Consider the following 24,104-nt stretch of genomic DNA (forward strand, 5'->3'; position numbering starts at 1 on the left):
CACCCTGGGCAGGGTGATGGAGAACGTTGCCATCCCGGGGGGGGGGGCGTCAGGGGCCAGGCGGGGGGGCGAGTGCCTCGAGGATGCGGGGCAGTCGCCAGTGCCCCTCGGCGGTCAGCGCCACCCGGCCGGCAGCAAGATCGACAAGCCCCTCGCTACATAGTGCTTCGAGGTCGGTGCCCGTCGACAGCACGGCAGGGTCGACAGAACGGCCGCAGAGCAGGGCTTCGAGGATCGCCCGGTGATGCTGCTGGTCGGGCGTCAGGCGGATACCGCGTGCGGTGGGCAGGCGGCTGGCATCCAGGGCCCCCTCGTAGCTCGCCAGGGTGTCGGTGTTGCGAACCCAGAGCTCACCGATGCGGCTGGTGGCGCCCAGGCCGAGCCCCAGGAGGTCACCTGCGGTGTCCTGGGTGAAGCCCAACGGGCCGTGCCCCAGGGTGCCGCTGGCCCGCGACTGGGCCAGGCGGTCGTCGCGACGTGCGAAGAGGCCGAGGCCGATATGCACGTAGCCGGATGCCTCCAGGTGGGCACGTGCCACGGCCAGCAGCTGGCGCCGCGTCGCCGCGTCGGGTAGCCAGTCGCGATGAATGGCGCGCTGGGCCAGGTGGCGCTCCGGGCGGTGGTTGTAACGGTGGAGGCGGATGCGTGCCGGGGCCATGCCGAGCACCTGCTCGAGGGTATCGGCGAGGGCTTGCGGGGTCTGGAAGGGCAGGCCGAGCATCAGCGACAGGGTCAGTTCCCGGAAGCCCAGTCGGTCGGCCTCATCGACCAGCGCCTCGGTCAGTGCCCGGGGCTGGATGCGGTTGATCGCCCGCTGTACCCGGGGGTCGAGCTCATGCACGCCCAGGCTGAGGCGATTGAAGCCCAGCGCCTGGAGGTGGCGCAGGGTGAGCATGTCGGCCTCGCGGGGGTCGAGTTCGATGCTGAAGTCGCGCTCCCGGGCAGCGGAGAGCCCCAGGCGGGCGTCCAGGCGATCGAAGAGGTCGCTCATCTGGTCCAGGGTGAGGAATGTCGGCGTCCCGCCGCCCCAGTGCAGGCGTGACACCGGGGGCAGTCCGCTTAGCCGGCGCCGGGCCAGCACCATCTCGCGGTCGAGTCGCGTCAGGTAGGGTTCCGCCTGGCGACTGTCGTGGGAGGGCACGCACAGGCTGGCGCAGAAGCGGCAGGCATGACGGCAGAAGGGCAGGCGCACCCTTACCGCGAGGGAGGCATCGGCCGGGCGCTCGGCGAGGGCCGCCTCCAGCGCGGGAGCAGCGACGCCCGGGTGATAGTGGTGGGGCGCGGGATAGGCGACCTCGGTGGCCGATACCAGATCGCCCGCGCCGGGCAGCGGCTCTCGAGGCGGGCTCGAGGCCCCTTGGGGGGCAGTGCGCTTGGCGTGAACGGACATGGGCGACTCCGGGTCGTGGACATACTCCCCATGCTAGGGTGCCGCGGCCAGGCAAGCGTTGAGCTGTGTCAATCCCGCGTGGAATAGTCGTCAGCCGAGAGGCGCTCCGCCTCCCGGGAGCAGTTGCCACAGCTGCCAGAGAGCGAAGGCGATGATCAATAGCGCGGCGATGCTGCGGGTGGCACGGTGGCGAATCAGGCCGGCCAGCTGGCGGGCGGCGAGCCCGGTGGCCAGCAGTGCCGGCAGGGTGCCGAGGCCGAAGGCGCCCATCAGCAGTGCGCCCCGCAGCGGGTCGGCCATGGCCAGGCTCCAGGCCAGCATCGAGTAGACCAGCCCGCAGGGCAGCCAGCCCCACACCGCGCCCAGCGCCACGGCCTGGGGAATCCTGACCACCGGCATCAGCCGGCGCCCGAACGGCTCCAGGTGGCGCCACAGGCGCCGTCCAACGGTTTCGATCCCGAGCAGCCCCTTCCACCAGTCGGCGATATACAGGGCCATCAGGATCAGCATCAGTGCGGCGAGCCCCTGCAGGATCAGGCGCGCGGGAGCGGTCAGCGAGAGCAGGGTGCCGAGTGACGCCGCCAGGGCGCCCGCCACCATGTAGCTGGTGATGCGGCCCAGGTTGTAGCCCAGCAGCAGGCCGGAGAGACGGGCGGATGAGCGCATGCTGGGGGGCACGGCGAAGGAGAGCGCGCTCATGATGCCGCCGCACATGCCGATGCAGTGGGCACCGCCCAGCAGGCCGAAGACGACGGCCGCGGCGAAGGGCGGCAGGTCGAGCCCGGTAGGATCCATCAGCGCACCTCGTCGTCCGGACGGCGGTCCGGCGGCGTCGGGGCGTCGACGTCTTCGGTGGGGGGCAGCTCGGAGGGGCGGTCGTTCGCGTCGTCGTCGAAGAGGATACGGTAGGCCGGCCCCTCGAGGTCCTCGAACTGGTCGTGCTTCACCGCCCAGAAAAAGGCCCAGACGGCCAGGCCGAGCAGGGTCAGAGACAGTGGAATCAGCAGGTAGAGAATGCTCACGGACTCACCTCCGAGGGCGCGCCGGCCGGTGCCGCTGGCGCTGGCGTGTCGGCGAGACGGCTGTGGAAGCGGTTGAGGCGCAGGGCGTTGCCGACCACCACCAGGGAGCTGGCCGACATGCCGATGGCGGCCAGCCAGGGCGGCACGATGCCGATGGCGGCGAGTGGCATGGCCGAGGCGTTGTAGATCACCGACCATAGCATGTTCTGGCGCATCACCCGACGGGTGGCGCGGCACAGTTCCACCGCCTCGGCGATGCGTGAGAGGCGTGGGCTGAGCAGGATGGCGTCGGCGCTGGTGCGGGCCAGGTCGGTGGCGCCATTCATGGCGATGGCCACGTCGGCCCCGGCCAGGACCGGCACGTCGTTGATGCCGTCGCCGACCATGGCGACCTTCTCGCCGCCGGCCTGGCGCTCGCGGATGCGCGCAAGCTTGCGCTCCGGGCTGGCGCCGCCCTCCCAGGTCGTGATGCCCAGCCGCCGGGCCAGGCCCTCGGCGGCCTCGGGGGTGTCGCCGGAGAGCAGTTCCACGGCCAGGCCCAGTGCCTGCAGCATGGCCACCGTCTCGGCGGCATCCTCGCGCACCTGGTCCTGGAGGCGAAACCAGCAGCGCGGCTCGCCCGCCTCGGCGAGCAGCAGCCACTGGCCCTCCCCGGGGGGCTCCTGGGAGGCCTCGGGGGCGGCGAAGTCCGCGCGGCCCAGTCGCCAGGCGCGACCGTCCAGCCGCCCCTCGAGACCCTTGCCCGGGCGATTGGTGATCTGCTCGGCGCGCCGGTCGATATCGCGGTAGGGGTGGAAGGCGCGCGCGATGGGGTGTTCGGAGCGTGCCTCCAGGGCGGCGGCCAGGGCGCGGGCCGAGGCCGCATCGAGCCCGCCCAGCGGACGCGTCTCCACCAGGCTCATGCGGCCGGTGGTCAGGGTGCCGGTCTTGTCGAGGATCACCCGGTCGACCTGGGAGAGGGCCTCGATGGCATCGGCGCGGGTGACTAGTACCCCGCGTCGGCGCAGCTGGCCATGGCCGGCGGTGAGCGCGGTGGGTGTCGCCAGGGCCAGGGCGCAGGGGCAGGTCACCACCAGTACCGAGAGGGTGACCCACAGCACGCGTGACGGGTCGATGAACCACCAGACGATGGCCACACCCAGGGCCACGAACAGCAGCCGCAGCACGAACAGGTGGGCCATGCGCGCGGCCATCTGGGCCAGGCGCGGGCGGCTTTCGAAGGCGCGGTCGGTGAGGTCGACGATGCCGGAGACCCGGGCGTCGCGGCCGGCATGCGTCACGCGCACCACCAGTGGACTCTCGATGTTGTGGCTGCCGCCGGTGACGGTGTCGCCGACGCGGCGGATCACGGGCAGGTACTCGCCGGTGAGCATCGACTCGTCGAGGCTCGATTCGCCCTCCTCGATCACGCCGTCGGCGGGCACGGTGTGGCCGGGCTTGACCAGTACCCGGTCGCCGGCGGAGAGCTCGCCGGCGGGCAGGATTCTCTCCTCGCCCGCGTCGGTCAGGCGGATCGCCGAGGGGGGCAGGGCGCCGGCCAGGGCGTTGCCGGTATGGCCGCTGCGGCGCCGGGCGCGGGCCTCCACATAGCGCCCGAAGAGCAGGAAGAAGGTGAACATCGCCACCGAGTCGAAGTAGACCTCTCCCATACCGCTGATCACCGCATAGCCGCTGGCCAGATAGGCGCCGCCGATGGCGATGGAGACCGGCACGTCCATGCCCAGCACCCGGGTGCGCAGGTCGCGCAGCGCGTTGCGGAAGAACGGCAACGCGGAGAAGAACACCACCGGGGTGGCCAGGGCGAAGGAGAGCCAGTGGAACAGGGCGAGGAAGTCCTCGCTGATCTCCCCGGGGCCGGCCACGTAGATGGGAATCGAGAACATCATCACCTGGGCCATGCCCACCGCGGCGACGATCAGGCGGCGCACGGTCATGCGCTCCTCGCGCTGCAGTCGCGCCTGGGCCTCGTCGGGCTCCCAGGGCTGAGCCTGGTAGCCGATGGCAGCCATCTCGGCGAGGATCCGCGACAGCGTGACCCGGCTCGGGTCCCAGCTGACGCGTACCCTGTGGTGGGTGAGGTTGACCGCGCTTGCGGCGATGCCCTCGAGGCCATTGAGCCGGTGCTCGATCAGCCAGGCGCAAGCGGCACAGGTGATGCCGTCCACCGCCAGGGTGGCGTGGACGCGGCCGCTGTCGTCCCCCTCGGGATGCACGAACTGGCACTGCAGCCCGGGATCGTCGAATACCGCCCAGGTCTCGGCCCGGGCGGCGTCGCGATCATCGGGGCGCTCCGGCAGCTCGGTGCGGAAGCGGTAGTAGCTGGCCAGCCCGCCATCCACGATGGCGTGGGCCACCGCCTCGCAGCCGGGACAGCACAGCGGATGGCGGGTGTCGTCCAGGGTGATCGACCAGGGTGCCCTGGCGGGCACCGGGTTGCCGCAGTGATAGCAGGGCGTGTCGCGGGAGGTCTCGGAGGTATCGCTCGTCATGTTGCAGATACCGGGCTAGAGGCCCGGTTCCAGGGTTGCCTCGTTGTCGCTGGGAAAGCTCGCCTCGCCGGTCAGCCGCCACTCGGCTCCCTCCCCGGCCTCGGGCTGCAGTTGCAGGTACCAGCGGTGGCGCAGGGGCTCATCCAGGGTGGTGACGTAGCGCCCCTCGCGCACGTGCTCGAGGGTCAGCTCGCGGTCGAAGTCGCTGTCGGTGGGGAAGATCAGTGCCAGGTGCAACCGTTGTGGCTGGCGCGGGCCGGACAGGTCGACGACCACGTCCCCGGTGCGGTTGTCGACCCGCAGGCGGGCCGCGAGCCCCAGCTCCAGGGCGTGCTCCTGCTTGGCCAACTGCTCGTTGATGGCCAGGCCGCGCTCGTAGTAGTCGCCCCCCACCGAGCCATCGTAGAAGCGGATCGATAGCGCCAGGTAGACCAGGCTGAAGGTGATCGATGAGAGCAGCAGTCCGATCAGGAACCAGGGCCAGAACTGCTTGTACCAGGGCTTGATGTCGTCGCTCATCTTATCTCCGCAGGTCGCCGAGGAAGCGTGCCTCGCGCTCCAGGCTGATGTCAGGGGACTGTTCGGCGGTCAGTCGCAGGGTGATGGCGTGGCTCGGCTGCTCGATGGCCGCGGCCGGGGCGGTGAGGGTGACCACCCGTTGGCGGGAGTCGCTGGCCGGGACCTGGATGCGATCGATGTCCAGTGTCAGCCCCGGCAGGCCGGAGGCCTCCAGGCGGTACACATGGGCCTCTCCATCCATGTTGCGCACGGTGATGGCATAGCTGTTGCTGATGCCGCCGTCGGCGGTGGTCTGGAACAGCCGGTTGCGGTCTCGCTCGACGTCGAAGGAGAGCGGTGTGCGGTCGCCCACTGACCAGGCGAAGAGCCCGATCATCACCAGCAGGGCGGCGAGATAGCCCATCAGGCGCGGGCGCAGGATATGGGTCGGCTTGCCCTCCAGGGCGTTCTCGGTGGTGTAGCGGATCAAGCCCCGGGGATAGCCCATCTTGTCCATCACGCTGTCGCAGGCGTCGATGCAGGCCGCACAGGTGATGCACTCGTACTGCAGGCCGTCGCGGATGTCGATGCCGGTGGGGCAGACCTGCACGCAGAGGTCACAATCGATGCAGTCACCGTGGCCTGCCGCCTGGGCCTGCTGATGAGAGAGATTCTTCTTGCGACGACCGCGGGGCTCGCCTCGCGCGCTGTCGTAGGAGACGATCAGGGTGTCGCGGTCGAACATCACCGACTGGAAGCGGGCGTAGGGGCACATGTAGATGCACACCTGCTCACGCAGCCAGCCGGCATTGAGGTAGGTGAAGACCAGGAAGAAGCCGACCCAGAAGTAGGACCAGCCATGGGCCTCCAGGGTGGGTAGCTCCATCACCAGATCACGGATGGGGGTGAAGTAGCCGACGAAGGTGATGCCGGTGGCCAGGGCAATGAGCAGCCAGATGGCGTGCTTGGCCCCCTTGCGCCACAGCTTGTCGGCGTTCATGGGCTGCTTGTCGAGCTTGATGCGACGGTTGCGCGAGCCCTCCAGGCGGTGCTCGACCCAGATGTAAAGGAAGGTCCAGACGCTCTGTGGGCAGGTATAGCCGCACCAGACGCGACCGGCAAATACGGTGATGAAGAACAGCCCGAAGGCGCAGATGATCAGCAGCCAGGAGAGCAGCATGAACTCCTGCGGGTAGAAGGTGGCCGAGAAGATATGGAACTCGCGACCGGGCAGGTTGAACCAGATGGCGGGGCGACCGCCCCAGGGCACCCAGGGCAGCAGAAAGAAGGCCAACATCAGCGCCCAGTTGGCACTGCGGCGAATCTTCTGGAATAGGCCCTTGATCTCGCGCACATAGATATGGCGCCGGCGGGTATACATCTCCTGGGTGACGGCTTCCTGGGGCGTATGGTGCTGCACGGATTGCGGGGTGACATCGCGAGTAGGGATCTTGTCGCTCATGGCTGGCTCACGGCAGGAAGGTGGGGCCCGGGTTGCTTCGGGGCATGATAGGGCTATTGTATCGATGCGTCGCACAAACGAGAAAGGGTGCGACCTGAGGTCGCACCCTTCCAGGCTTACCAGAGTGGAGTGTCTCAGTCCTGGTCGCGCAGGCTGTAGACATAGGCAGCCACCAGATGCACGCGCTCCTCGCCGATATAGGCGGCCTGGGCCGGCATATGACCGTTGCGGCCATTACGCAGGGTCTGGCGCACCGAGTCAGCGACGCTCTGGCCGGGCTGCTGATAGAGCCAGATATTGTTGGTCAGGTTAGGCGCGCCGAGTGCCTGGTTGCCGGTGCCGTCGGGCATATGACAGGCGGCACACACCGAGGCGAAGGTCGCCGCACCACTCTCGGCGCGTTCGGCATCATGCTCGTTGCCGGAGAGCGCGAGGACGTGCTGGGTAACGTTCTCGATGTTCTGCTCGCCCAGCTGCTGCCAGGAGGGCATCAGACCGTTACGGCCGTTGTTGAGGGTCGCCAGGATATTCTCCGGCTCGCCGCCATACAGCCAGTCGTCGTCGGTCAGGTCGGGGAAGCCGTAGCCGCCCTGAGCGCCCGAGCCGTGACATACCGCGCAGTTGTTGAGGTAGATACGCTCGGCGACCTGCATCGCCTCCCCATCCTGGGCCAGCTCGGGAATCGGCACCTCCTGGTACTGGGCGAAGATCGGTGTAAAGCGCTCCTCGGCTCGCGCCACTTCCTGCTCCCACTGCCCCTCCTGGCTCCAGCCCAGCAGGCCGGCAAAGTTGCCCAGGCCCGGATAGAGCACCAGGTAACCCAGCGCGAAGATCACGGTGCCGAGGTAGAGCTGGAACCACCAGCGCGGCAGCGGATTGTCGTACTCCTCGATGCCGTCGGCGGCATGGCCGGTGGTGTCGACATTGCCTTGGGCATCGGGGGTCTTGTCGGTCTTGCGGTTGGCATAGAGCAGCCAGAAGGCAATACCGATGGAGCCCAGCGTGATGACGATGATCCAGGCGCTCCAGAACCCGGAAAGGGAGTCACCCCAGAGATTATTCATGTGTTCCTGTCTCCCTTGCGCTTGCAAGACTCGTTCTTGCGGGAATCGGCCCCGTCAGGCGAGGCGCTTGTGTCACGGTTCGGTTGCTGGTCATCGTCGGCGAAGGGCAGGTTGGCCGCTTCGTCGAAGTCCGGCTTGCGCCGCTTCGAGTAGGCCCACACCGTAATGCCGATGAAGACCACGATCAGAGTGCCGGTGACGATGCCGCTGACGGTGCCGCTATCCATGTCATTGGTCCTTGAGGACGGTGCCCAGCTGTTGCAGATAGGCGATCAGAGCGGTGATCTCCTGCTCGCCACGCACCTCGCCGGTGGCGTTTTCGATCTGTTCGTCGGTGTAGGGCACGCCAAGGGCGCGTAGGGCACGCATCTTCTTGGGCGTAGCCTCGCCGTCGACGGTGTTCTCGAACAGCCATGGGTAGGCGGGCATCACCGACTCGGGCACCACATCACGCGGGTTGTACATATGCGCGCGGTGCCAGTCGTCGCTGTAGCGGCCGCCCACGCGGGCGAGGTCGGGCCCGGTGCGCTTGGAGCCCCACAGGAAGTTGTGGTCGTAGACCGTTTCGCCGGCCACGGTGTAGGGCCCATAGCGCTCGGTCTCGGCGCGGAAGGGGCGCACCATCTGCGAGTGGCAGCCGACACACCCCTCGCGGCGATAGATATCGCGCCCCTCGAGCTCCAGGGCGGTCAGCGGCTTGAGCCCCTCTACCGGCTGCGTGGTCTGCTTCTGGAAGAACAGTGGCACCACCTCGGCCAGGCCGCCGAAGCTGATTACCACCAGAATCAGCACGGCGAGCAGGCCGACGTTCTTTTCGACGATCTCGTGTCTCATTGGAAGTCTCGTTCCCTATAGGCTCAGGCGGTCTGGGGAAGCGGCTGACGGGCCTCTTCGCCGCGCTTGATGGTCCGGGTGACGTTATAGGCCATGATCAGCATGCCGGTGACCCAGCACAAGCCGCCGATCAGACGCACGATGTAACCGGGTCCGCTGGCTTCGACGGACTCGACGAAGGTGTACATCAGGGTGCCGTCCGGGTTGATCGCACGCCACATCAGGCCCTGGAGGATGCCGTTGACCCACATGGAGGCGATGTAGAGCACGGTGCCGATGGTCGCCAGCCAGAAGTGCACGGCGATCAGGTTGACCGAGTACATCTCGGTGCGGCCGAACAGGCGCGGGATCAGGTGGTACATGGAGCCGATGGTGATCATCGCCACCCAGCCCAGGGCGCCGGCGTGGACGTGACCGATGGTCCAGTCGGTGTAGTGGGAGAGGGCGTTGACGGTTTTCACCGCCATCATCGGTCCCTCGAAGGTGGACATGCCGTAGAAGGAGAGGGCGACCACCAGGAAGCGCAGGGTCGGGTCGGTGCGCAGCTTATGCCAGGCACCGGAGAGCGTCATCATGCCGTTGATCATGCCACCCCAGGAGGGTGCCAGCAGGATGATCGACAGCACCATGCCCAGTGACTGGGTCCAGTTGGGCAGAGCGGTATAGTGCAGATGGTGCGGGCCGGCCCACATGTAGACCATGATCAGCGCCCAGAAGTGGACGATGGAGAGGCGATAGGAGTAGACCGGACGCTCGGCCTGCTTCGGCACGAAGTAGTACATCATGCCCAGGAAGCCGGCGGTCAGGAAGAAGCCCACCGCGTTGTGGCCGTACCACCACTGCACCATGGCATCGATAGCGCCGGCGTAGAGGGAGGTGGAGTACCAGGCGGTGACCGGAATCGCCGCGTTGTTGACGATATGCAGCACGGCGATGGTGAGGATGAACGCAGCATAGAACCAGTTGGCCACATAGATATGCGACACCTTGCGGCGCTTGACGGTCATCAGGAAGACGATCGCATAGGCGATCCAGACCACCGCCAGCAGGATATTGATCGGCCACTCCAGCTCGGCGTACTCCTTGGTGGTGGTGTAGCCCAGCGGCAGGGTCGCCACGGCGAGCAGGATCACCGCCTGGTAGCCCCAGAAGGTGAAGGCGGCGAGCCGGTCGGAGAACAGGCGCACCTGGCAGGTGCGTTGCACCACGTAGTAGGAGGTGGCAATCAGTGCCGAGCCGCCGAAGGCGAAGATCACGGCGTTGGTATGCAGCGGGCGCAGGCGGCCGAAGCTGGTCCAGGGTAGATCGAGATTCAGTTGCGGCCAGACCAGCTGGGCGGCGAGGATGACACCGAGTGTCATGCCCACGATGCCCCAGACCACGGTCATGATCGCGAACTGCCGAACTACCTTGTAGTTGTAGGTCGGGTGTTCAAATGCTGTGCTCATGTCGGGTTCCCATCGAACGCGGTAGGAGATTAAAGCTGCGTCAGTCTGTCACAGACGCGGCCTCCCTGAGGATGATGCAGATCAATTCGCGTGAGATTCTACCCCAGCCGAGCCATATCCTGAACACGCCTATCGGCGTAATCGTAGAACTCGCAAGGAGATATCTTGTCGCATCATTCCGATCAGCATGATGAGCCCATTACCCCGGCCGAGTGTCGTGCGCGCCTGCTGAGGGGCGAACATGGCCGCTGGTGGTTGCCCGAAGGGCCCCTCGAAGTCCGCGGCGAGGCGGCGGTTGGTCGACTGCTGATTGCCCATGGCGCGGGGGCGGGCCAGGATTCCACGTTCCTGCAACGGCTGCGTGCCGGCCTGGCCGAAGGCGGCGTCCAGACCCTGGCCATCGAGTTCGCTTATCTCCAGCAGATGCGCCGTGAGGGGCGCCGGCGCCCCCCGCCGCGTGTCGATCGCCTGGTCGAGGAGATGGTGGCCTGGTGCGACCTTCTGTCACACCCTCGGTTGCCTCCCCTGTGGCTGGGCGGCAAGTCCATGGGCGGGCGAGTGGCCAGTCTTCTCGCCGCCCGCGACGGCGCCCCGGGCCTGGTTCTGTGCGGCTACCCCTTCCATCCGCCCGCCAAGCCCGAACGGCTGCGGCTCGATCACTGGCCGCGGCTCGCCTGCCCCACGCTGGTGGTCCAGGGCACTCGCGACCCCTTCGGCACCCGTGATGAGGTGGCGAGTTACGCGTTGCCCGGGAGTGTGCGGCTGCACTGGCTGGAGGATGGCGATCATGATTGGCAGCCGCGTCGTGCCAGCGGCAGGAGTCAGGTACAGCTGATCGATGAGGGGTGCGCCGCCATTGTTGCTTGCATGGCCGCCCAGGCCAGCGGCCATGCGTGGCCAAGTGAGTGAATCCGCTGGTGAATGCGGTATCGACGCCGGGTGACAAAAAGCATTGACTTTGGAGGCCGCCCCTGTAGAATGCAGCGCCACATGACCGGGGGTGGTTAGCTCAGCTGGGAGAGCACCAGCCTTACAAGCTGGGGGTCACAGGTTCGAACCCTGTACCACCCACCACTGCTCAGGCAGTCCCGATCATGTAGGTAGCACGCAGCGGACCGGTAGTTCAGTTGGTTAGAATGCCGGCCTGTCACGCCGGAGGTCGCGGGTTCGAGTCCCGTCCGGTCCGCCAACGTGTTTCCGATCAGTCAGCCCTGTTGCGGACCGGTAGTTCAGTTGGTTAGAATGCCGGCCTGTCACGCCGGAGGTCGCGGGTTCGAGTCCCGTCCGGTCCGCCATCAAGGCCTGGCAGCTTGCTTGAGAAAGTGCAGTATCCAAAGTGCGATAACGTGGGTGATTAGCTCAGTTGGTTAGAGCACCAGCCTCACATGCTGGGGGTCACTGGTTCGAATCCGGTATCACCCACCACGCGGACCGGTAGTTCAGTTGGTTAGAATGCCGGCCTGTCACGCCGGAGGTCGCGGGTTCGAGTCCCGTCCGGTCCGCCATCGTCGCCACGAATTCTTGAAGCCCCGAGCCCATTCGCTCGGGGCTTCTTCGTATGCGCCGGATTGCACGGTACCCGACGGCCCTCCCGCGCCGATCGCCCGCCATCTCATTTTCCCTCGTCTCCCCCCCCCGCCCCGCGGCAGCCGCTTTGCACCTGCGCGTCAGCTATCATACAGTTGTTTGATTCGGCCCGATGACAACTTCCCCGATAATGACCGGAGCGCCGCCATGACCGCCTACCCGCACCTGTTTCGCCCCCTAGTGCTTGGCCACCTGACCCTGCCCAACCGGGTGCTGATGGGCTCCATGCACACCAACCTGGAGGAGGTGCCGGGTGGCTTCGAACGCCTGGCGGCCTTCTACACCGAGCGCGCCCGGGAGGGGGTCGGGCTGATCGTCACCGGGGGCATCGCCCCCAACCCTGAGGGGGCGGTGTTCCAGGGGGCGGCGACCCTGGAGCGTGAGGCACAGCTGGGCGATCACCGTCGGCTGGTAGAGGCGGTGCATGGCGAGGGCGGCAGGATCTGCATGCAGATCCTGCATGCCGGGCGCTACGCCTACACGCCGGAGCTGGTGGCACCCTCGGCGATCCAGGCGCCCATCAATCCCTTCTCCCCCCGGGCGCTCGCCGCCGCTGAGGTGGAGCGCCAGATCGAGGACTATGTGCGCTGTGCCGCGCTTGCCAGGCGGGCCGGCTACGATGGCGTGGAGGTGATGGGGTCGGAAGGCTACTTGATCAATCAGTTCATCTGCCGACGCACCAATCATCGCGACGATGAGTGGGGAGGCGTTTTCGAGAACCGGATCCGTTTCCCGTTGGAGATCGTGCGACGCATCCGCGAGACGGTTGGCGACGACTTCCTGGTGATCTTCCGCCTCTCCATGATCGACCTGGTGGAGGAGGGTAGTTCCCATGATGAGGTGGTGGCCCTGGCCAGGGCGCTCGAGGCGGCCGGCGCCGACGCGCTCAACACCGGCATCGGCTGGCATGAGGCCCGGGTGCCCACCATCGTCACCAGCGTGCCCCGGGCGGCCTTCACCGAGGTGACCCGGCGGCTTAAGGGGGAGGTCTCCCTGCCGCTGATCGCCACCAATCGCATCAATATGCCCGAGGTCGCCGAACGGGTGCTGGCCGAGGGGCATGCCGACATGGTCAGCATGGCGCGGCCCTTCCTCGCCGACCCGGCCTGGGTCAGCAAGGCCGCGGCGGGGCGCAGCGACGAGATCAACACCTGCATTGCCTGTAACCAGGCCTGCCTCGACCATACCTTCGCCGGCAAGCTCACTTCCTGCCTGGTCAACCCGCGCGCCGGTCACGAGACCGAGCTGGTCATCGAGCCGGCGCAAGCGCCGCGCCGCATCGCCGTGGTGGGCGGCGGGCCGGCGGGCCTGGCCGCGGCGCTGACCGCGGCCAGGCGCGGCCACCTGGTGACCCTCTTCGAGAGGGAGGAGGCGCTCGGCGGCCAGTTCCGCTATGCCCTCCAGATCCCTGGAAAGGAGGAGTTCGCCGAGACCCTGCGCTACTTCCGGGTAATGCTCGACAAGCACGGCGTCGAGGTGCGGCTCAACCATGCCGCGGATGTGGCGACGCTGGCCGGCTTCGATGGCGTGGTGTTGGCCAGCGGGGTGCGCCCGCGCCGGCTCGCGCTTCCCGGCAGCGATCACCCCAAGGTGTTGGGCTACCCCGAGGCTATCCAGTATCCCGAGCGGGTGGGGCCCCGGGTGGCGATCATCGGCGCGGGGGGCATCGGCTTCGATGTCGCCGAGCGGCTGACCCAGGTCGGCCAGCCGTCGCTGGACGCCGAGGCCTGGTGCGCGGAGTGGGGCGTAGACCTCGCCGTCGCCTCTTCGGGTGGGCTCAAGGCGCCGCGTCATCCCCGGGCGGCGCGTCGGGTCTACCTGCTGCAGCGCAAGTCCAGCAAGCCCGGGAAGGGGCTCGGCAAGACCACCGGCTGGGTGCATCGGGCATCGCTCCGGCAGCGTGGCGTGGAGGCGCTGGCCGGCTGCGAGTACCTGCATATCGATGATGCCGGACTGCATGTCCGGCATGCTGGCCAGCCGCGCCTGCTGGAGGTCGATACGGTGGTGGTCTGTGCTGGCCAGGAGTCGGTGCGCGAGCTCCACGCACCGCTGTGCGAGGCCGGCGTGGCCGTGCACCTGGTCGGGGGTGCCCTGGAGCCCGGCGAGCTCGACGCCAAGCGTGCCATCGACCAGGGTACCCGGGTGGCCGCCATGCTCTGAGCGTTGCCTGGTCGTCCTCTTGCGGGCCTGCCAGCGTCGTGATGGCAGGCCCGCTGCGTTGAATGCCGTGTCCCCGGCGGTGTCGAACCATGAGTCCGTAGCGGGCTCATAGGGATACAGACAAGCGTTGACAGGATGTCAGTCGATAGTGTGCCGGGCTGACCTACGCTGAAGGTGACCCTGTTCTCGTGCGCCCGCCGGCCGGCGCCGAGCCATCGGGCTTAAGGAGACATCGATGAGCATCTTCGACCATGTGCAGAACCGTTTCGCCCGTGTCCAGCAGGAGGAGATGAGCCTGCAGGAGTATCTGGAGCTGTGTCGCGACGAGCCGTTGGCCTATGCATCGGCCGCCGAGCGCATACTTCAGGCGATCGGCGAGCCTGAGGTCATCGACACGGCCAAGGATCCGCGGCTGTCACGCATCTTCTCCAACAAGGTGATCCGCCGCTACCCGGCCTTTGCCGAGTTCTACGGCATGGAAGAGGCGATCGAGCAGATCGTCGCCTATTTCCGCCATGCCGCCCAGGGGCTGGAGGAGCGCAAGCAGATCCTCTACCTGCTGGGGCCGGTGGGCGGCGGCAAGTCATCCCTGGCCGAGCGCCTCAAGCTGCTGATGGAGAAGGTGCCCTTCTATGCCATCAAGGATTCGCCGGTCTACGAGTCGCCGCTGGGCCTGTTCTCGCCGGAGGAGGATGGCGAGCTGCTGGAGAAGGAGTACGGGGTCCCCCGCCGCTATCTGAAGAGCGTGATGTCGCCCTGGGCGGCCAAGCGCCTCAAGGAGTACGGCGGCGACATCAGCCAGTTCCGGGTGGTGCGTCTCTACCCCTCGCGACTCAACCAGATCGCCATCTCCAAGACCGAGCCCGGCGACGAGAACAACCAGGACATCTCCTCGCTGGTGGGCAAGGTGGATATCCGCCAGCTCGAGCTCTACTCCCAGGACGACCCCGACGCCTACAGCTTCTCCGGCGGCCTGTGTCGAGCCAACCAGGGGTTGATGGAGTTCGTCGAGATGTTCAAGGCGCCGATCAAGGTGCTGCATCCGCTGCTGACGGCGACCCAGGAGGGCAACTACAACCCCACCGAGGGCATGGGGGCGATCCCCTTCGAGGGCGTCGTGCTGGCCCACTCCAACGAGAGCGAGTGGCAGACCTTCCGCAACAACCGCAACAACGAGGCCTTCCTGGACCGGGTCTATATGGTCAAGGTGCCTTACTGCCTGCGGGTCTCCGAGGAGATCAATATCTACAGGAAGCTGCTGGAGCACTCGTCGCTGTCCCGGGCGCCCTGCGCCCCGGATACCCTGCGCATGCTCGCCCAGTTCTCGGTGCTCTCGCGGCTCAAGGAGCCGGAGAACTCCAGCATCTACTCCAAGATGCGGGTCTACGACGGCGAGAACCTCAAGGACACCGACCCCAAGGCCAAGTCGATCCAGGAGTACCGCGACGCCGCCGGGGTCGATGAGGGTATGGATGGGCTCTCCACCCGCTTCGCCTTCAAGATCCTCTCCAAGGTGTTCAACTTCGACAGCCACGAGGTGGCCGCCAACCCGGTGCACCTGCTTTACGTGCTGGAGCAGCGCCTGGAGCAGGAACAGCTGCCCCGGGAGACCTTCGAGCGCTACCTGCGCTTCATCAAGGAGTACCTGGCGCCGCGCTATGTCGACTTCATCGGCAAGGAGATCCAGACCGCCTACCTGGAGTCCTACTCCGAGTACGGCCAGAACATCTTCGACCGCTACGTCACCTACGCCGACTTCTGGATCCAGGACCAGGAGTACCGCGACCCCGAGACCGGCGAGTTCCTCGACCGCCAGGCCCTCAACGAGGAGCTGGAGAAGATCGAGAAGCCGGCTGGTATCTCCAACCCCAAGGATTTTCGTCACGAGGTGGTCAACTTCGTGCTGCGGGCGCGTGCCCAGAACAACGGCATGAACCCCAGCTGGCAGTCCTACGAGAAGCTGCGCGGGGTGATCGAGCACAAGATGTTCGCCAACACCGAAGAGCTGCTGCCGGTGATCTCCTTCAATGCCAAGGCTTCCAGCGCCGATCAGAAGAAGCATGAGGACTTCGTGGCGCGCATGGTGGAGCGCGGCTACACCGAGAAGCAGGTGCGTCTGCTCTCCGAGTGGTACCTGCGGGTGCGCAAGTCACAGTAGCCCGACACCGCGCCGTGGCGGCAGGACTCCCGGCGCGCAGGAGAGTTGCCATGAGCTACTTTATCGATCGGCGGGCGAATGCCAAGCACAAGAGCGCGGTCAACCGGCAGCGCTTCCTCGACCGCTACCGTACCCATATCAAGCGTTCGGTCGAGGAGGCGGTCAATCGTCGCTCGATCACCGACATGGAGCGTGGCGAGAAGGTCTCGATTCCCGCCCGCGATATCTCGGAGCCGGTGTTCCAGCACGGCTCGGGCGGCAGGCGACGCATCGTCGCGCCGGGCAACAAGGAGTTCGTCGAGGGTGATCGCCTGCGCCGTCCGGGGGGGGGCGGCGGCGGCGGCGCGGGGGAGGGGAGCGCCTCCAACCAGGGCGAGGGGGTCGACGAGTTCGCCTTCACCCTCTCCCGGGAGGAGTTCCTCGACTTCGTCTTCGATGGCCTGGAGCTGCCCCACCTGGAGCGCAAGAACCTGGTGGACCTCGACGAGGTGCGTCCGGTGCGTGCCGGGGTCTCCCGGGAGGGGGTGCCGGCGCGGATCAATATCGTGCGCTCCATGCGCGAGGCACATGCCCGTCGCATCGCCATGCGTGCCCCCATCCGCCGCGCCCTGCGCGAGGCCTGCGAGGCGCTGGAGGCCGAGGAGCGCAAGGACCCCGTGCTGCGCAATCCGGCGCGTATCAATGAGCTCAGGGCCGAGGTGGAGCGTCTCGAGAAGCGTCTCGAGGCGGTGCCCTTCATCGACACCTACGACCTGCGCTACAACCGCCTGGTCAATCAGCCTCAGCCCTCCAGCAAGGCGGTGATGTTCTGTGTGATGGACGTCTCCGGGTCCATGACCCAGGCCCACAAGGATATCGCCAAGCGCTTCTTCCTGTTGCTCTACCTGTTTCTCGAGCGTAATTACGAGAAAGTCGAGCTGGTCTTCGTGCGCCACCACACCGCCGCCAGGGAGGTCGACGAGGAGGAGTTCTTCTACTCCCGGGAGACCGGCGGCACCATCGTCTCCAGCGCCCTGTCGCTGGTCGACGAGATCATCACCGAGCGCTACCCCCCGCGCCAGTGGAACCTCTACGTGGCCCAGGCCTCGGATGGCGACAACTGGGACGACGATTCGGTGGCCTGCCGCGATCTGCTGACCCGCAAGCTTATGCCGCGGCTGCAGTACTTCACCTACGTGGAGATCACCCCTCACGCCCACCAGGCGCTGTGGGAAGAGTACGAGAGCGTGGCCGCCGAGTTTCCGGCGCGCTTCGCCATGCGCCAGATCGTCGAGAGCGGCGATATCTATCCGGTGTTCCGCGAGCTGTTCAAGCGCCGCGCCGTTGGCGGCTGAGGGCCGGACAGCGGCCGAGGAGGCAAGATGACCCGACGCAAGCCAATCGCCACAGGATCGGACTGGAACTTCGAGGTGCTTGCCGAGTTCGAGAGGGAGATCGCGCGGCTGGCGGACGAGTATCGCCTGGATACCTATCCCAATCAGATCGAAGTGATCACCTCCGAGCAGATGATGGATGCCTACGCCAGCGTCGGCATGCCGGTGGGGTATCACCACTGGTCCTTCGGCAAGCAGTTTCTGGCCGTGGAGCAGGCCTATCGGCGTGGCCAGATGGGTCTGGCCTACGAACTGGTGATCAACTCCGATCCCTGCATCGCCTATCTGATGGAGGAGAACACCCTGATGATGCAGGTGCTGGTCATGGCCCACGCCAGCTATGGCCACAACTCCTTCTTCAAGGGTAACTACCTGTTCCGTACCTGGACCGACGCCGGCTCGATCATCGACTACCTGGTGTTCGCCCGCAAGTACATCGCCGAGTGCGAGGAGCGCCACGGCGTCAGCGCCGTGGAACAGCTGCTGGATGCCTGCCACGCCCTGCAGAATTACGGCGTCGATCGCTACAAGCGCCCCTCGCCGATCTCCGCCAAGGAGGAGGAGCGCCGCCAGAAGGAGCGCGAGGAACACCTGCAGGCCCAGGTCAACATGCTGTGGCGCACCATTCCGGAGCCGCTGCACGAGGATGCGTTGCCAGGCATCAGCGACGCAGAGGATCCGCTCGGCCTGCACTTGGGGGGGCGCTACCCGCCGGAGCCCCAGGAGAACCTGCTCTATTTCATCGAGAAGAATGCGCCGCTGCTGGCGCCGTGGCAGCGCGAGGTGGTGCGCATCGTGCGCAAGCTGGCGCAGTACTTCTATCCGCAGCGCCAGACCCAGGTGATGAACGAGGGGTGGGCGACCTTCTGGCACTACACCCTGATGAACCGGCTCTATGAGGAGGGGGCGGTGGATGAGGGGCTGATGCTGGAGTTCCTCCAGTCCCACACGGCGGTGGTGCAGCAGCCCCCCTTCGATAGCCCCTGGTACAACGGCATCAACCCCTATGCGCTGGGTTTTGCCATCTTCAGCGACCTGCGGCGCCTCTGTGAGGCGCCCACCGAGGAGGACTACCTCTGGCTTCCCGATGCCGCCGGCAGCGCCTGGCGCGAGACCCTGGAGTTCGCCATGAGGAACTTCAAGGATGAGTCCTTCATCCAGCAGTTCCTGTCGCCCAAGGTGATCCGTGACCTCAAGCTGTTCATGTTGCTCGATGACGATCAGGAGGAGATGCTGGAGGTGACGGCGATCCATGATGAGCGTGGCTACCGGCGCATCCGCGAGGCGCTGGCGGCTCATTATGCGCTATCCGTGCGTGAGCCCAATATCCAGGTCTACTCGGCGGATATCCGTGGCGACCGCTCGTTGACCCTGCGTCATGTGCAGGACGATCGTCGCCCGCTGGCGCGCAGTGTCTATCCGGTGATCCGCTACCTGCATCAGCTGTGGGGCTTCCCGGTACGCCTGGAGTCGATCCAGGGCGAGCATGTGGTGCGGCGCTACCAGTGGCCGCTGCCGGACGAAGAGGAGGCCGAGCACGCCTGACGCGGTGCGCCCTCATCCCTGACGACAGGACCCGCGCCGGGGCGCGGGTCCTCGCAATAGCCGAGTGGCGGCCGGGGGCCGCCCGGGCATCAGCTCTGGGCGGTCCAGGACTGGCACCAGCCCGCCGGCTCGACGCTGTTCTGGGGGAAGAGCTGGCAGCCCTGGCTATCGGCCTGGAAGAACATGCAGTTGTCGCAGCGCTCTCCCTTCGCGTAGGCCGGGTGGTCGGCGGCCTCGGCGGCGTCCTTGACGTAGTTGAGGGCCTGCGTCTGCTCGTTGGCGGGGTCCAGCGGCGGCAGGTCCTGGGCGAAGGCGCTTTTGGACAGGATGCCGGCACCCAGCGGCAGGGCCGCCATGCCCAGCAGGCTGTTACGCATAAAATCACGACGGCTGTGGTTAGCCATGGAATCTCCTTGTTGTCTCGTTGTCAGGTCGGGTACTTGCCCACTCTCTTCGGGTGGTGCTTTGGGGGTGATGCTTTGGGGGGTGGTGCTCCACCCTAATCGCTCCGACAGTCGGCTGCCGGTCGAGTTCGTCAGTTCATGGTAGTCAAGGTGGCTCGTACATGCGATCGCGTGACCGCGGCGCCTTGTCGCAGCCTCGATTGGTGCCAGGCGAGGAGTGATGCTTCCCGGCCCCCGGCACTGATATACTCGCGGCCAGATCCCGGGCAGCCGTCGACGACTGCTCGCCGCCCACTCCGCCCTCGGGGCGCAAGCTGGAGAGAGTCCGATGCAGAATGCCGTGATCCTGATCAATGCCGAGAAGGGGCAGGTCAAGTCGGTGGCCGAGCGCCTGGCCGATGTGGAGGGGATCAGCGAGGTCTACTCCACCTGTGGTCGCTATGACCTGGTCGCCATCGCCCGCACGCGTGACTTCGAGAGCTTGGCGGAGCTGGTCACCGAGCGCCTCAATGCGGTGGAGGGCATCCGCGACACCGAGACCCTCAATGCCATGCAGGTCCACTCTCGCCACGACCTGGAGACCATGTTCTCGCTGGGCTGGTAGCCTCACCTGGCCGCTCGCCGCCAGCGGCCCTTTCATCTTCTGACCGGAAAGCCATTCACGGATGAGTCCTCGACGTTCCTTCCTGTTGCGCCGTGGCCGCCCGCTGCGGCGTTTCGCCATCAGTCTGCTGTTCGTGGCCGTGGGTACCGGCCTGTGGCATTTCCAGGCGCGCGAGTTGCGTGACTCCCTGGTGTGGATGGGGGTGCCGGTGTGGCAGCAGGTGTCGCCCACCAGCTTCCACCGGGTGCTGAGTAACGACGGCTTCCTGGTGGGCTGGTCGGACGTGCGGGTCAATCCGCTATGGGTCAGCTATCGGCTCCAGGCGGTGGAGGATCCCCGCTCCGGGCCGCGTCCCGGGTTTCGCCGCGACTGGCGGGCGCTATGGCCGATCGATCCTGAGAGCTATTTCGGTAGCGGCTATGACCGCGGCCATCTCGCGCCTAACTATGCCATCGCGGCGGTCCACGGCAGCCGGGCCCAGCGCGACACCTTCCTGATGAGCAACATGTCGCCCCAGCGACCCGAGCTCAATCGCCGGCTCTGGCAGCGGCTCGAGGAGGCGGTGATGGATCACTTCGTGCCGCGCTTCGGCGCCGTGCAGGTCATCACCGGGCCGGTGTTCCCCGCGCGCTTCCTCGACAACGTCTTCAACCGAGTCGGCCTGGTAGAGGTCCCCGAGGCCTTCTACAAGATCATCGTGGTGCCCGCCGAGCGTCCCCTGGCGCTGGCCTTCCTGATGCCCCAGGGGGTGCGGGGCGACGAGCCGCTGGACGACTTCCTGGTGAGCATCGACGAGATAGAGGCACGCACCGGGCTCGACTTCTTTCCCAATCTGCCGATGCCGGCCGCCGAGGTGCTGGAGGGGCGGGTGAGTGCCCGGGGGTGGGGGCTGGAGGAGGTGGCGCATCGCCCCGGGCGCTTCGAGTAGGGCGTGTTGAACGAGCACAAAAAAACCGCGATCCCTGTCGCGGTTTCCTGTGAGCATCGTCTGGTCCAGCCTGCATGACGCTTTAGAGTGGTGCCCAGGAGAGGACTTGAACCTCCACATCCGTAAGGATACTAGCACCTGAAGCTAGCGCGTCTACCAATTCCGCCACCTGGGCGCATCATGCATCTCGTCGTGTTCGCGTCTCCCGGAGGAGTGGTGCCCAGGAGAGGACTTGAACCTCCACGTCCGTAAGGACACTAGCACCTGAAGCTAGCGCGTCTACCAATTCCGCCACCTGGGCGTACACGAGCGAGTCGAACTGTAAAAAGAGCGATGGTGCCCAGAAGAGGACTTGAACCTCCACGTCCGTAAGGACACTAGCACCTGAAGCTAGCGCGTCTACCAATTCCGCCATCTGGGCAGGCGACGCGTATGGTACCCGAATTCCAGGGCTTTGCAAGGGGCGGGAGGGCGGCGAGGTGATTTTTTCCCTCATCGGGCGGCTCGCCAAGGTTGGGTGGCCGGGCCCGCGGCGCTATACTGCGCCCATGATCAATGACTCCCCAAGCAAGACCCCGTTCCCGCGGCGCTCGAGCGCCTCCTTACACATGTCGTCCCCGACCCTGCCAAGGATGCACAGCGCATGACCCACTGGACGCTCAGCGACGATCCGCACGCGGAACGTGAAGCCCACAAGTATGACAAGCCCGCCCCCAGTCGTGAATATCTCCTCGCGCGCCTGGAAGACATCGGCAAGCCGATCACCCACGAGAAGATGAGCCAGCAGCTTGGCCTCGAGGATGAGGAGTTGCAGGAGGCGGTGCGACGTCGGTTGGCGGCCATGGAGCGCGATGGCCAGGTGCTGCGCAATCGTGCGCAAGCCTACGCGCTGATCGACAAGCTCGACCTGATCAAGGGCAAGGTGCTTGGTCACCGCGACGGCTTCGGCTTCGTGCTGCGTGACGACGGCAAGAAGCCCGACCTGATACTGCCGCCGCGGCAGATGCGCCGGGTCTTCCACGGCGACCAGGTGCTGGTGCGCGTCAGCGGACGCGATCGGCGCGGTCGCGACGAGGCCACCATCGCCGAGGTGCTGGCACGCAATACCCAGTTCATCGTCGGTGTCTACCGCGAGAATACCCCCGAGTTCGGCGTGTTGATTCCCGAGAATCCGCGCATCACCCAGGAGGTGATCATCCCGCACAGCGCCTGCGGCGGGGCGCAGGATGGTCAGGTGGTTTCGGCGCATATCGTCAAGCAGCCCGAGACCCGGGTGCAGCCGGTCGGTGAGGTGGTCGAGGTGCTGGGTGAGCGGATGGATCCCGGCATGGAGATCGATATCGCCATTCGCAGCTACGAGATTCCCGCCGAGTTTCCGCCGGAGGTCCATGACCAGATCGCCAGCATGTCCGCCGAGGTTGCCGAGGAGGACAAGCAGAATCGCATCGACCTGCGTGACGTGCCGCTGGTGACCATCGATGACGAGACCGCCAAGGACTTCGATGATGCCGTGTGCGCCTGGAAGACCAAGTCCGGTAGCTGGAAGCTGCTGGTGGCCATCGCCGATGTCTCCCATTATGTACGCCCAGGCAGTGCCCTGGACCAGGAGGCGATTCGCCGCGGCAACTCGGTCTACTTCCCGGGGCAGGTGGTGCCGATGTTGCCGGAGCTGCTCTCCAACGGAGTCTGTTCGCTAAACCCGGCCGTCGATCGCCTGGCACTGGTCTGCGAGATGAATATCTCCCAGAGCGGCGCCATCAGCCGTTACCGCTTCTACGAGGCGGTGTTCCAGTCCCATGCGCGCCTGACCTACAACAAGGTGGCGGCGATCCTTGACGATGAGGGGCAGGAGGGTGAGGCCCTGCGCGAGGAGTACCGCGAACTGGTGCCGTCGCTGAAGAACCTGCATGCCCTCTATCGGCTGCTGCGCGAGGCTCGGGTCGAGCGGGGCGCCATCGATTTCGAGACCACCGAGACGGCCATCGTCTTCAACGACGAGCGCAAGATCGAGAAGATCGTGCCGCGCTCGCGTAACGATGCCCACAAGATCATCGAGGAGTGCATGCTGGCGGCCAACGTGGCCACGGCGCGCTTCCTCGACAAGCATGACCTGCCGGCCCTCTATCGTATCCACGAGCAGCCCTCGCCGGAGCGTCTCGACAAGCTGCGCCTGTTCCTCGGCGAGCTGGGCCTGACCCTGGGTGGCGGCGATGACCCGAGTCCTCAGGACTACCGCGACCTGGCCGAGGCCATCAAGGATCGCCCCGATACCGATGTCATCCAGACGGTGATGCTGCGCTCCATGAGCCGGGCGATCTACTCACCCCAGAACGACGGTCATTTCGGTCTGGCCTATCCGGCCTATGCCCACTTCACCTCGCCGATCCGCCGCTATCCGGACCTTATCGTGCACCGCGCCATTCGCTCGGTGATCCGCGGGCCGCGCCAGACCAACACGGTGCTGCGCGCGGAGGGGGCGGTGGTGGAACCGCCCAGCAAGTGGGCCCCCTATACCTTCGAGCGGATGCTCGAGCTCGGCGAGCACTGCTCGATGACCGAGCGCCGCGCCGACGACGCCACCCGCGACGTGGAGGACTGGCTCAAGTGCGAGTTCATGTCCGACAAGCTCGGCGAGGTCTACGAGGGCTCCATCGCCTCGGTGACCCAGTTCGGCATCTTCGTGAGGCTCGATGAGGTCTATGTCGAGGGGCTGGTGCATGTCACGTCGCTGCCTTCGGACTACTACCACTACGAGCCTGAGAAGCACCGTCTCAAGGGCGAGCGCAGCGGCATGAGCTATCGTCTCGGCGACGGTGTCACCGTGCAGGTGGCTCGCGTCGACCTGGATGATCGCAAGATCGATTTCGCCCTGGCCGATGACCAGCCGCGTCCCCAGCGGACGCCGCGCCGTCGCCGGGCGCTAGACGATGCCCCCGCCAAGGGGCGCGCCGGCGCCGGCGGCAAGCCGCCCAAGGCCGAAGCCTCGCCTGGCGACCCCTCCTCCGGCAAGGGGGGCGAGTCCACCAGGAGCGACAAGCCCGATGGCCGCAAGCGCAGCGGCAACCGTCGGCGCCGCGCGCGGCGCTGAATCCCGTGGCGGGCCTCAAGGCCCGCCGTGTGACCCGCAATGAAGCGAGA

At 66.5% G+C, this 24,104-nt stretch carries 19 protein-coding genes and 8 tRNA genes; 13 read left to right on the plus strand and 14 right to left on the minus strand.

Annotated features, from left to right (window positions below):
• Positions 1-49: 49 nt before the first annotated feature.
• The 10 genes from NFH66_RS02680 to ccoN form a co-directional block, all read right to left on the minus strand.
• Complete coding sequence (locus NFH66_RS02680; protein ID WP_349608172.1) at positions 50-1,390, minus strand: radical SAM protein; 1,341 nt, start codon at positions 1,388-1,390, stop codon at positions 50-52.
• A gap of 90 nt (positions 1,391-1,480) precedes the next feature.
• Positions 1,481-2,185 carry a sulfite exporter TauE/SafE family protein gene (locus NFH66_RS02685; RefSeq protein WP_349608173.1) on the minus strand — a complete coding sequence of 235 codons (705 nt, stop codon included), beginning with the start codon at positions 2,183-2,185 and terminating at the stop codon, positions 1,481-1,483.
• Positions 2,185-2,412 (minus strand): cbb3-type cytochrome oxidase assembly protein CcoS, encoded by a 228-nt coding sequence (ccoS, locus tag NFH66_RS02690; protein ID WP_349608174.1) that lies wholly within the window; start codon positions 2,410-2,412, stop codon positions 2,185-2,187. Before ccoS ends, NFH66_RS02685 begins: the two co-directional genes overlap by 1 nt.
• Positions 2,409-4,901, minus strand: a complete 2,493-nt coding sequence (locus NFH66_RS02695; RefSeq protein WP_349608175.1) for a heavy metal translocating P-type ATPase — start codon at positions 4,899-4,901, stop codon at positions 2,409-2,411. The genes ccoS and NFH66_RS02695 overlap by 4 nt, the downstream gene beginning before the upstream one ends.
• Before the next feature lie 15 nt (positions 4,902-4,916).
• On the minus strand, positions 4,917-5,420 hold the full coding sequence (locus NFH66_RS02700; RefSeq protein WP_349608177.1) for a FixH family protein: 504 nt from the start codon (positions 5,418-5,420) through the stop codon (positions 4,917-4,919).
• 1 nt (position 5,421) lies between these two features.
• Positions 5,422-6,861: a cytochrome c oxidase accessory protein CcoG gene (ccoG, locus tag NFH66_RS02705; protein ID WP_349608179.1), complete on the minus strand. Its 1,440-nt coding sequence runs from the start codon at positions 6,859-6,861 to the stop codon at positions 5,422-5,424.
• Between the two features lie 134 nt (positions 6,862-6,995).
• Positions 6,996-7,925 (minus strand): cytochrome-c oxidase, cbb3-type subunit III, encoded by a 930-nt coding sequence (ccoP, locus tag NFH66_RS02710; RefSeq protein ID WP_349608181.1) that lies wholly within the window; start codon positions 7,923-7,925, stop codon positions 6,996-6,998.
• Positions 7,922-8,152 carry a cbb3-type cytochrome oxidase subunit 3 gene (locus tag NFH66_RS02715; protein ID WP_349608182.1) on the minus strand — a complete coding sequence of 77 codons (231 nt, stop codon included), beginning with the start codon at positions 8,150-8,152 and terminating at the stop codon, positions 7,922-7,924. Before NFH66_RS02715 ends, ccoP begins: the two co-directional genes overlap by 4 nt.
• A gap of 1 nt (position 8,153) precedes the next feature.
• Positions 8,154-8,759 (minus strand): cytochrome-c oxidase, cbb3-type subunit II, encoded by a 606-nt coding sequence (ccoO, locus tag NFH66_RS02720; RefSeq protein WP_349608184.1) that lies wholly within the window; start codon positions 8,757-8,759, stop codon positions 8,154-8,156.
• Positions 8,760-8,782: 23 nt separating this feature from the next.
• Complete coding sequence (gene ccoN / locus NFH66_RS02725; RefSeq protein WP_349608186.1) at positions 8,783-10,207, minus strand: cytochrome-c oxidase, cbb3-type subunit I; 1,425 nt, start codon at positions 10,205-10,207, stop codon at positions 8,783-8,785.
• Positions 10,208-10,372: 165 nt separating this feature from the next.
• On the opposite strand from ccoN, the gene NFH66_RS02730 reads away from it, so the two are divergent.
• From NFH66_RS02730 to NFH66_RS02775, 10 genes are all read left to right on the plus strand, one after another.
• On the plus strand, positions 10,373-11,116 hold the full coding sequence (locus NFH66_RS02730; protein ID WP_349608188.1) for an alpha/beta family hydrolase: 744 nt from the start codon (positions 10,373-10,375) through the stop codon (positions 11,114-11,116).
• A gap of 89 nt (positions 11,117-11,205) precedes the next feature.
• A tRNA-Val gene (locus tag NFH66_RS02735) sits at positions 11,206-11,281 on the plus strand.
• A gap of 38 nt (positions 11,282-11,319) precedes the next feature.
• A tRNA-Asp gene (locus tag NFH66_RS02740) sits at positions 11,320-11,396 on the plus strand.
• A gap of 29 nt (positions 11,397-11,425) precedes the next feature.
• Positions 11,426-11,502: transfer RNA gene (locus NFH66_RS02745), tRNA-Asp, on the plus strand.
• A 53-nt stretch (positions 11,503-11,555) separates the two neighbouring features.
• Positions 11,556-11,632, plus strand: a tRNA-Val gene (locus NFH66_RS02750).
• A gap of 3 nt (positions 11,633-11,635) precedes the next feature.
• Positions 11,636-11,712: transfer RNA gene (locus tag NFH66_RS02755), tRNA-Asp, on the plus strand.
• 229 nt (positions 11,713-11,941) lie between these two features.
• Positions 11,942-13,954 carry an oxidoreductase gene (locus NFH66_RS02760; RefSeq protein WP_349608190.1) on the plus strand — a complete coding sequence of 671 codons (2,013 nt, stop codon included), beginning with the start codon at positions 11,942-11,944 and terminating at the stop codon, positions 13,952-13,954.
• Between the two features lie 235 nt (positions 13,955-14,189).
• A complete protein-coding gene (locus NFH66_RS02765) occupies positions 14,190-16,112 on the plus strand; it encodes a PrkA family serine protein kinase (protein WP_349608192.1) in 1,923 nt (640 codons plus the stop codon).
• Positions 16,113-16,162: 50 nt separating this feature from the next.
• Positions 16,163-17,446 carry a YeaH/YhbH family protein gene (locus tag NFH66_RS02770; RefSeq protein WP_349608194.1) on the plus strand — a complete coding sequence of 428 codons (1,284 nt, stop codon included), beginning with the start codon at positions 16,163-16,165 and terminating at the stop codon, positions 17,444-17,446.
• A gap of 27 nt (positions 17,447-17,473) precedes the next feature.
• Entirely contained in the window at positions 17,474-19,030 is a 1,557-nt protein-coding gene (locus tag NFH66_RS02775) for a SpoVR family protein (RefSeq protein ID WP_349608195.1), read from the plus strand.
• A gap of 89 nt (positions 19,031-19,119) precedes the next feature.
• Here NFH66_RS02775 and NFH66_RS02780 read toward each other — a convergent pair whose 3' ends face one another.
• The gene (locus NFH66_RS02780; protein ID WP_349608196.1) at positions 19,120-19,434 is read right to left on the minus strand and encodes a high-potential iron-sulfur protein; all 315 of its coding nucleotides are present in this window, start codon (positions 19,432-19,434) and stop codon (positions 19,120-19,122) included.
• A gap of 328 nt (positions 19,435-19,762) precedes the next feature.
• Here NFH66_RS02780 and NFH66_RS02785 point away from each other — a divergent pair, with 328 nt between their 5' ends.
• Complete coding sequence (locus tag NFH66_RS02785; protein WP_349608197.1) at positions 19,763-20,038, plus strand: Lrp/AsnC family transcriptional regulator; 276 nt, start codon at positions 19,763-19,765, stop codon at positions 20,036-20,038.
• 61 nt (positions 20,039-20,099) lie between these two features.
• On the plus strand, positions 20,100-20,966 hold the full coding sequence (locus tag NFH66_RS02790; protein ID WP_349608198.1) for a DNA/RNA non-specific endonuclease: 867 nt from the start codon (positions 20,100-20,102) through the stop codon (positions 20,964-20,966).
• 88 nt (positions 20,967-21,054) lie between these two features.
• Here NFH66_RS02790 and NFH66_RS02795 read toward each other — a convergent pair.
• The 3 genes from NFH66_RS02795 to NFH66_RS02805 all read right to left on the minus strand — a co-directional run bounded on the left by NFH66_RS02795 (position 21,055) and on the right by NFH66_RS02805 (position 21,387).
• Positions 21,055-21,141: transfer RNA gene (locus NFH66_RS02795), tRNA-Leu, on the minus strand.
• Positions 21,142-21,180: 39 nt separating this feature from the next.
• Positions 21,181-21,267 (minus strand) — tRNA-Leu (locus NFH66_RS02800).
• Positions 21,268-21,300: 33 nt separating this feature from the next.
• Positions 21,301-21,387: transfer RNA gene (locus NFH66_RS02805), tRNA-Leu, on the minus strand.
• Between the two features lie 222 nt (positions 21,388-21,609).
• Between NFH66_RS02805 and rnr the strand changes: the two genes are divergently transcribed.
• On the plus strand, positions 21,610-24,054 hold the full coding sequence (gene rnr / locus NFH66_RS02810) for a ribonuclease R (protein WP_349608199.1): 2,445 nt from the start codon (positions 21,610-21,612) through the stop codon (positions 24,052-24,054).
• The last annotated feature ends 50 nt before the right edge of the window (positions 24,055-24,104 follow it).

Origin of the sequence: Halomonas sp. H10-9-1, assembly GCF_040147005.1 — a bacterium.
Taxonomy (GTDB): domain Bacteria; phylum Pseudomonadota; class Gammaproteobacteria; order Pseudomonadales; family Halomonadaceae; genus Halomonas.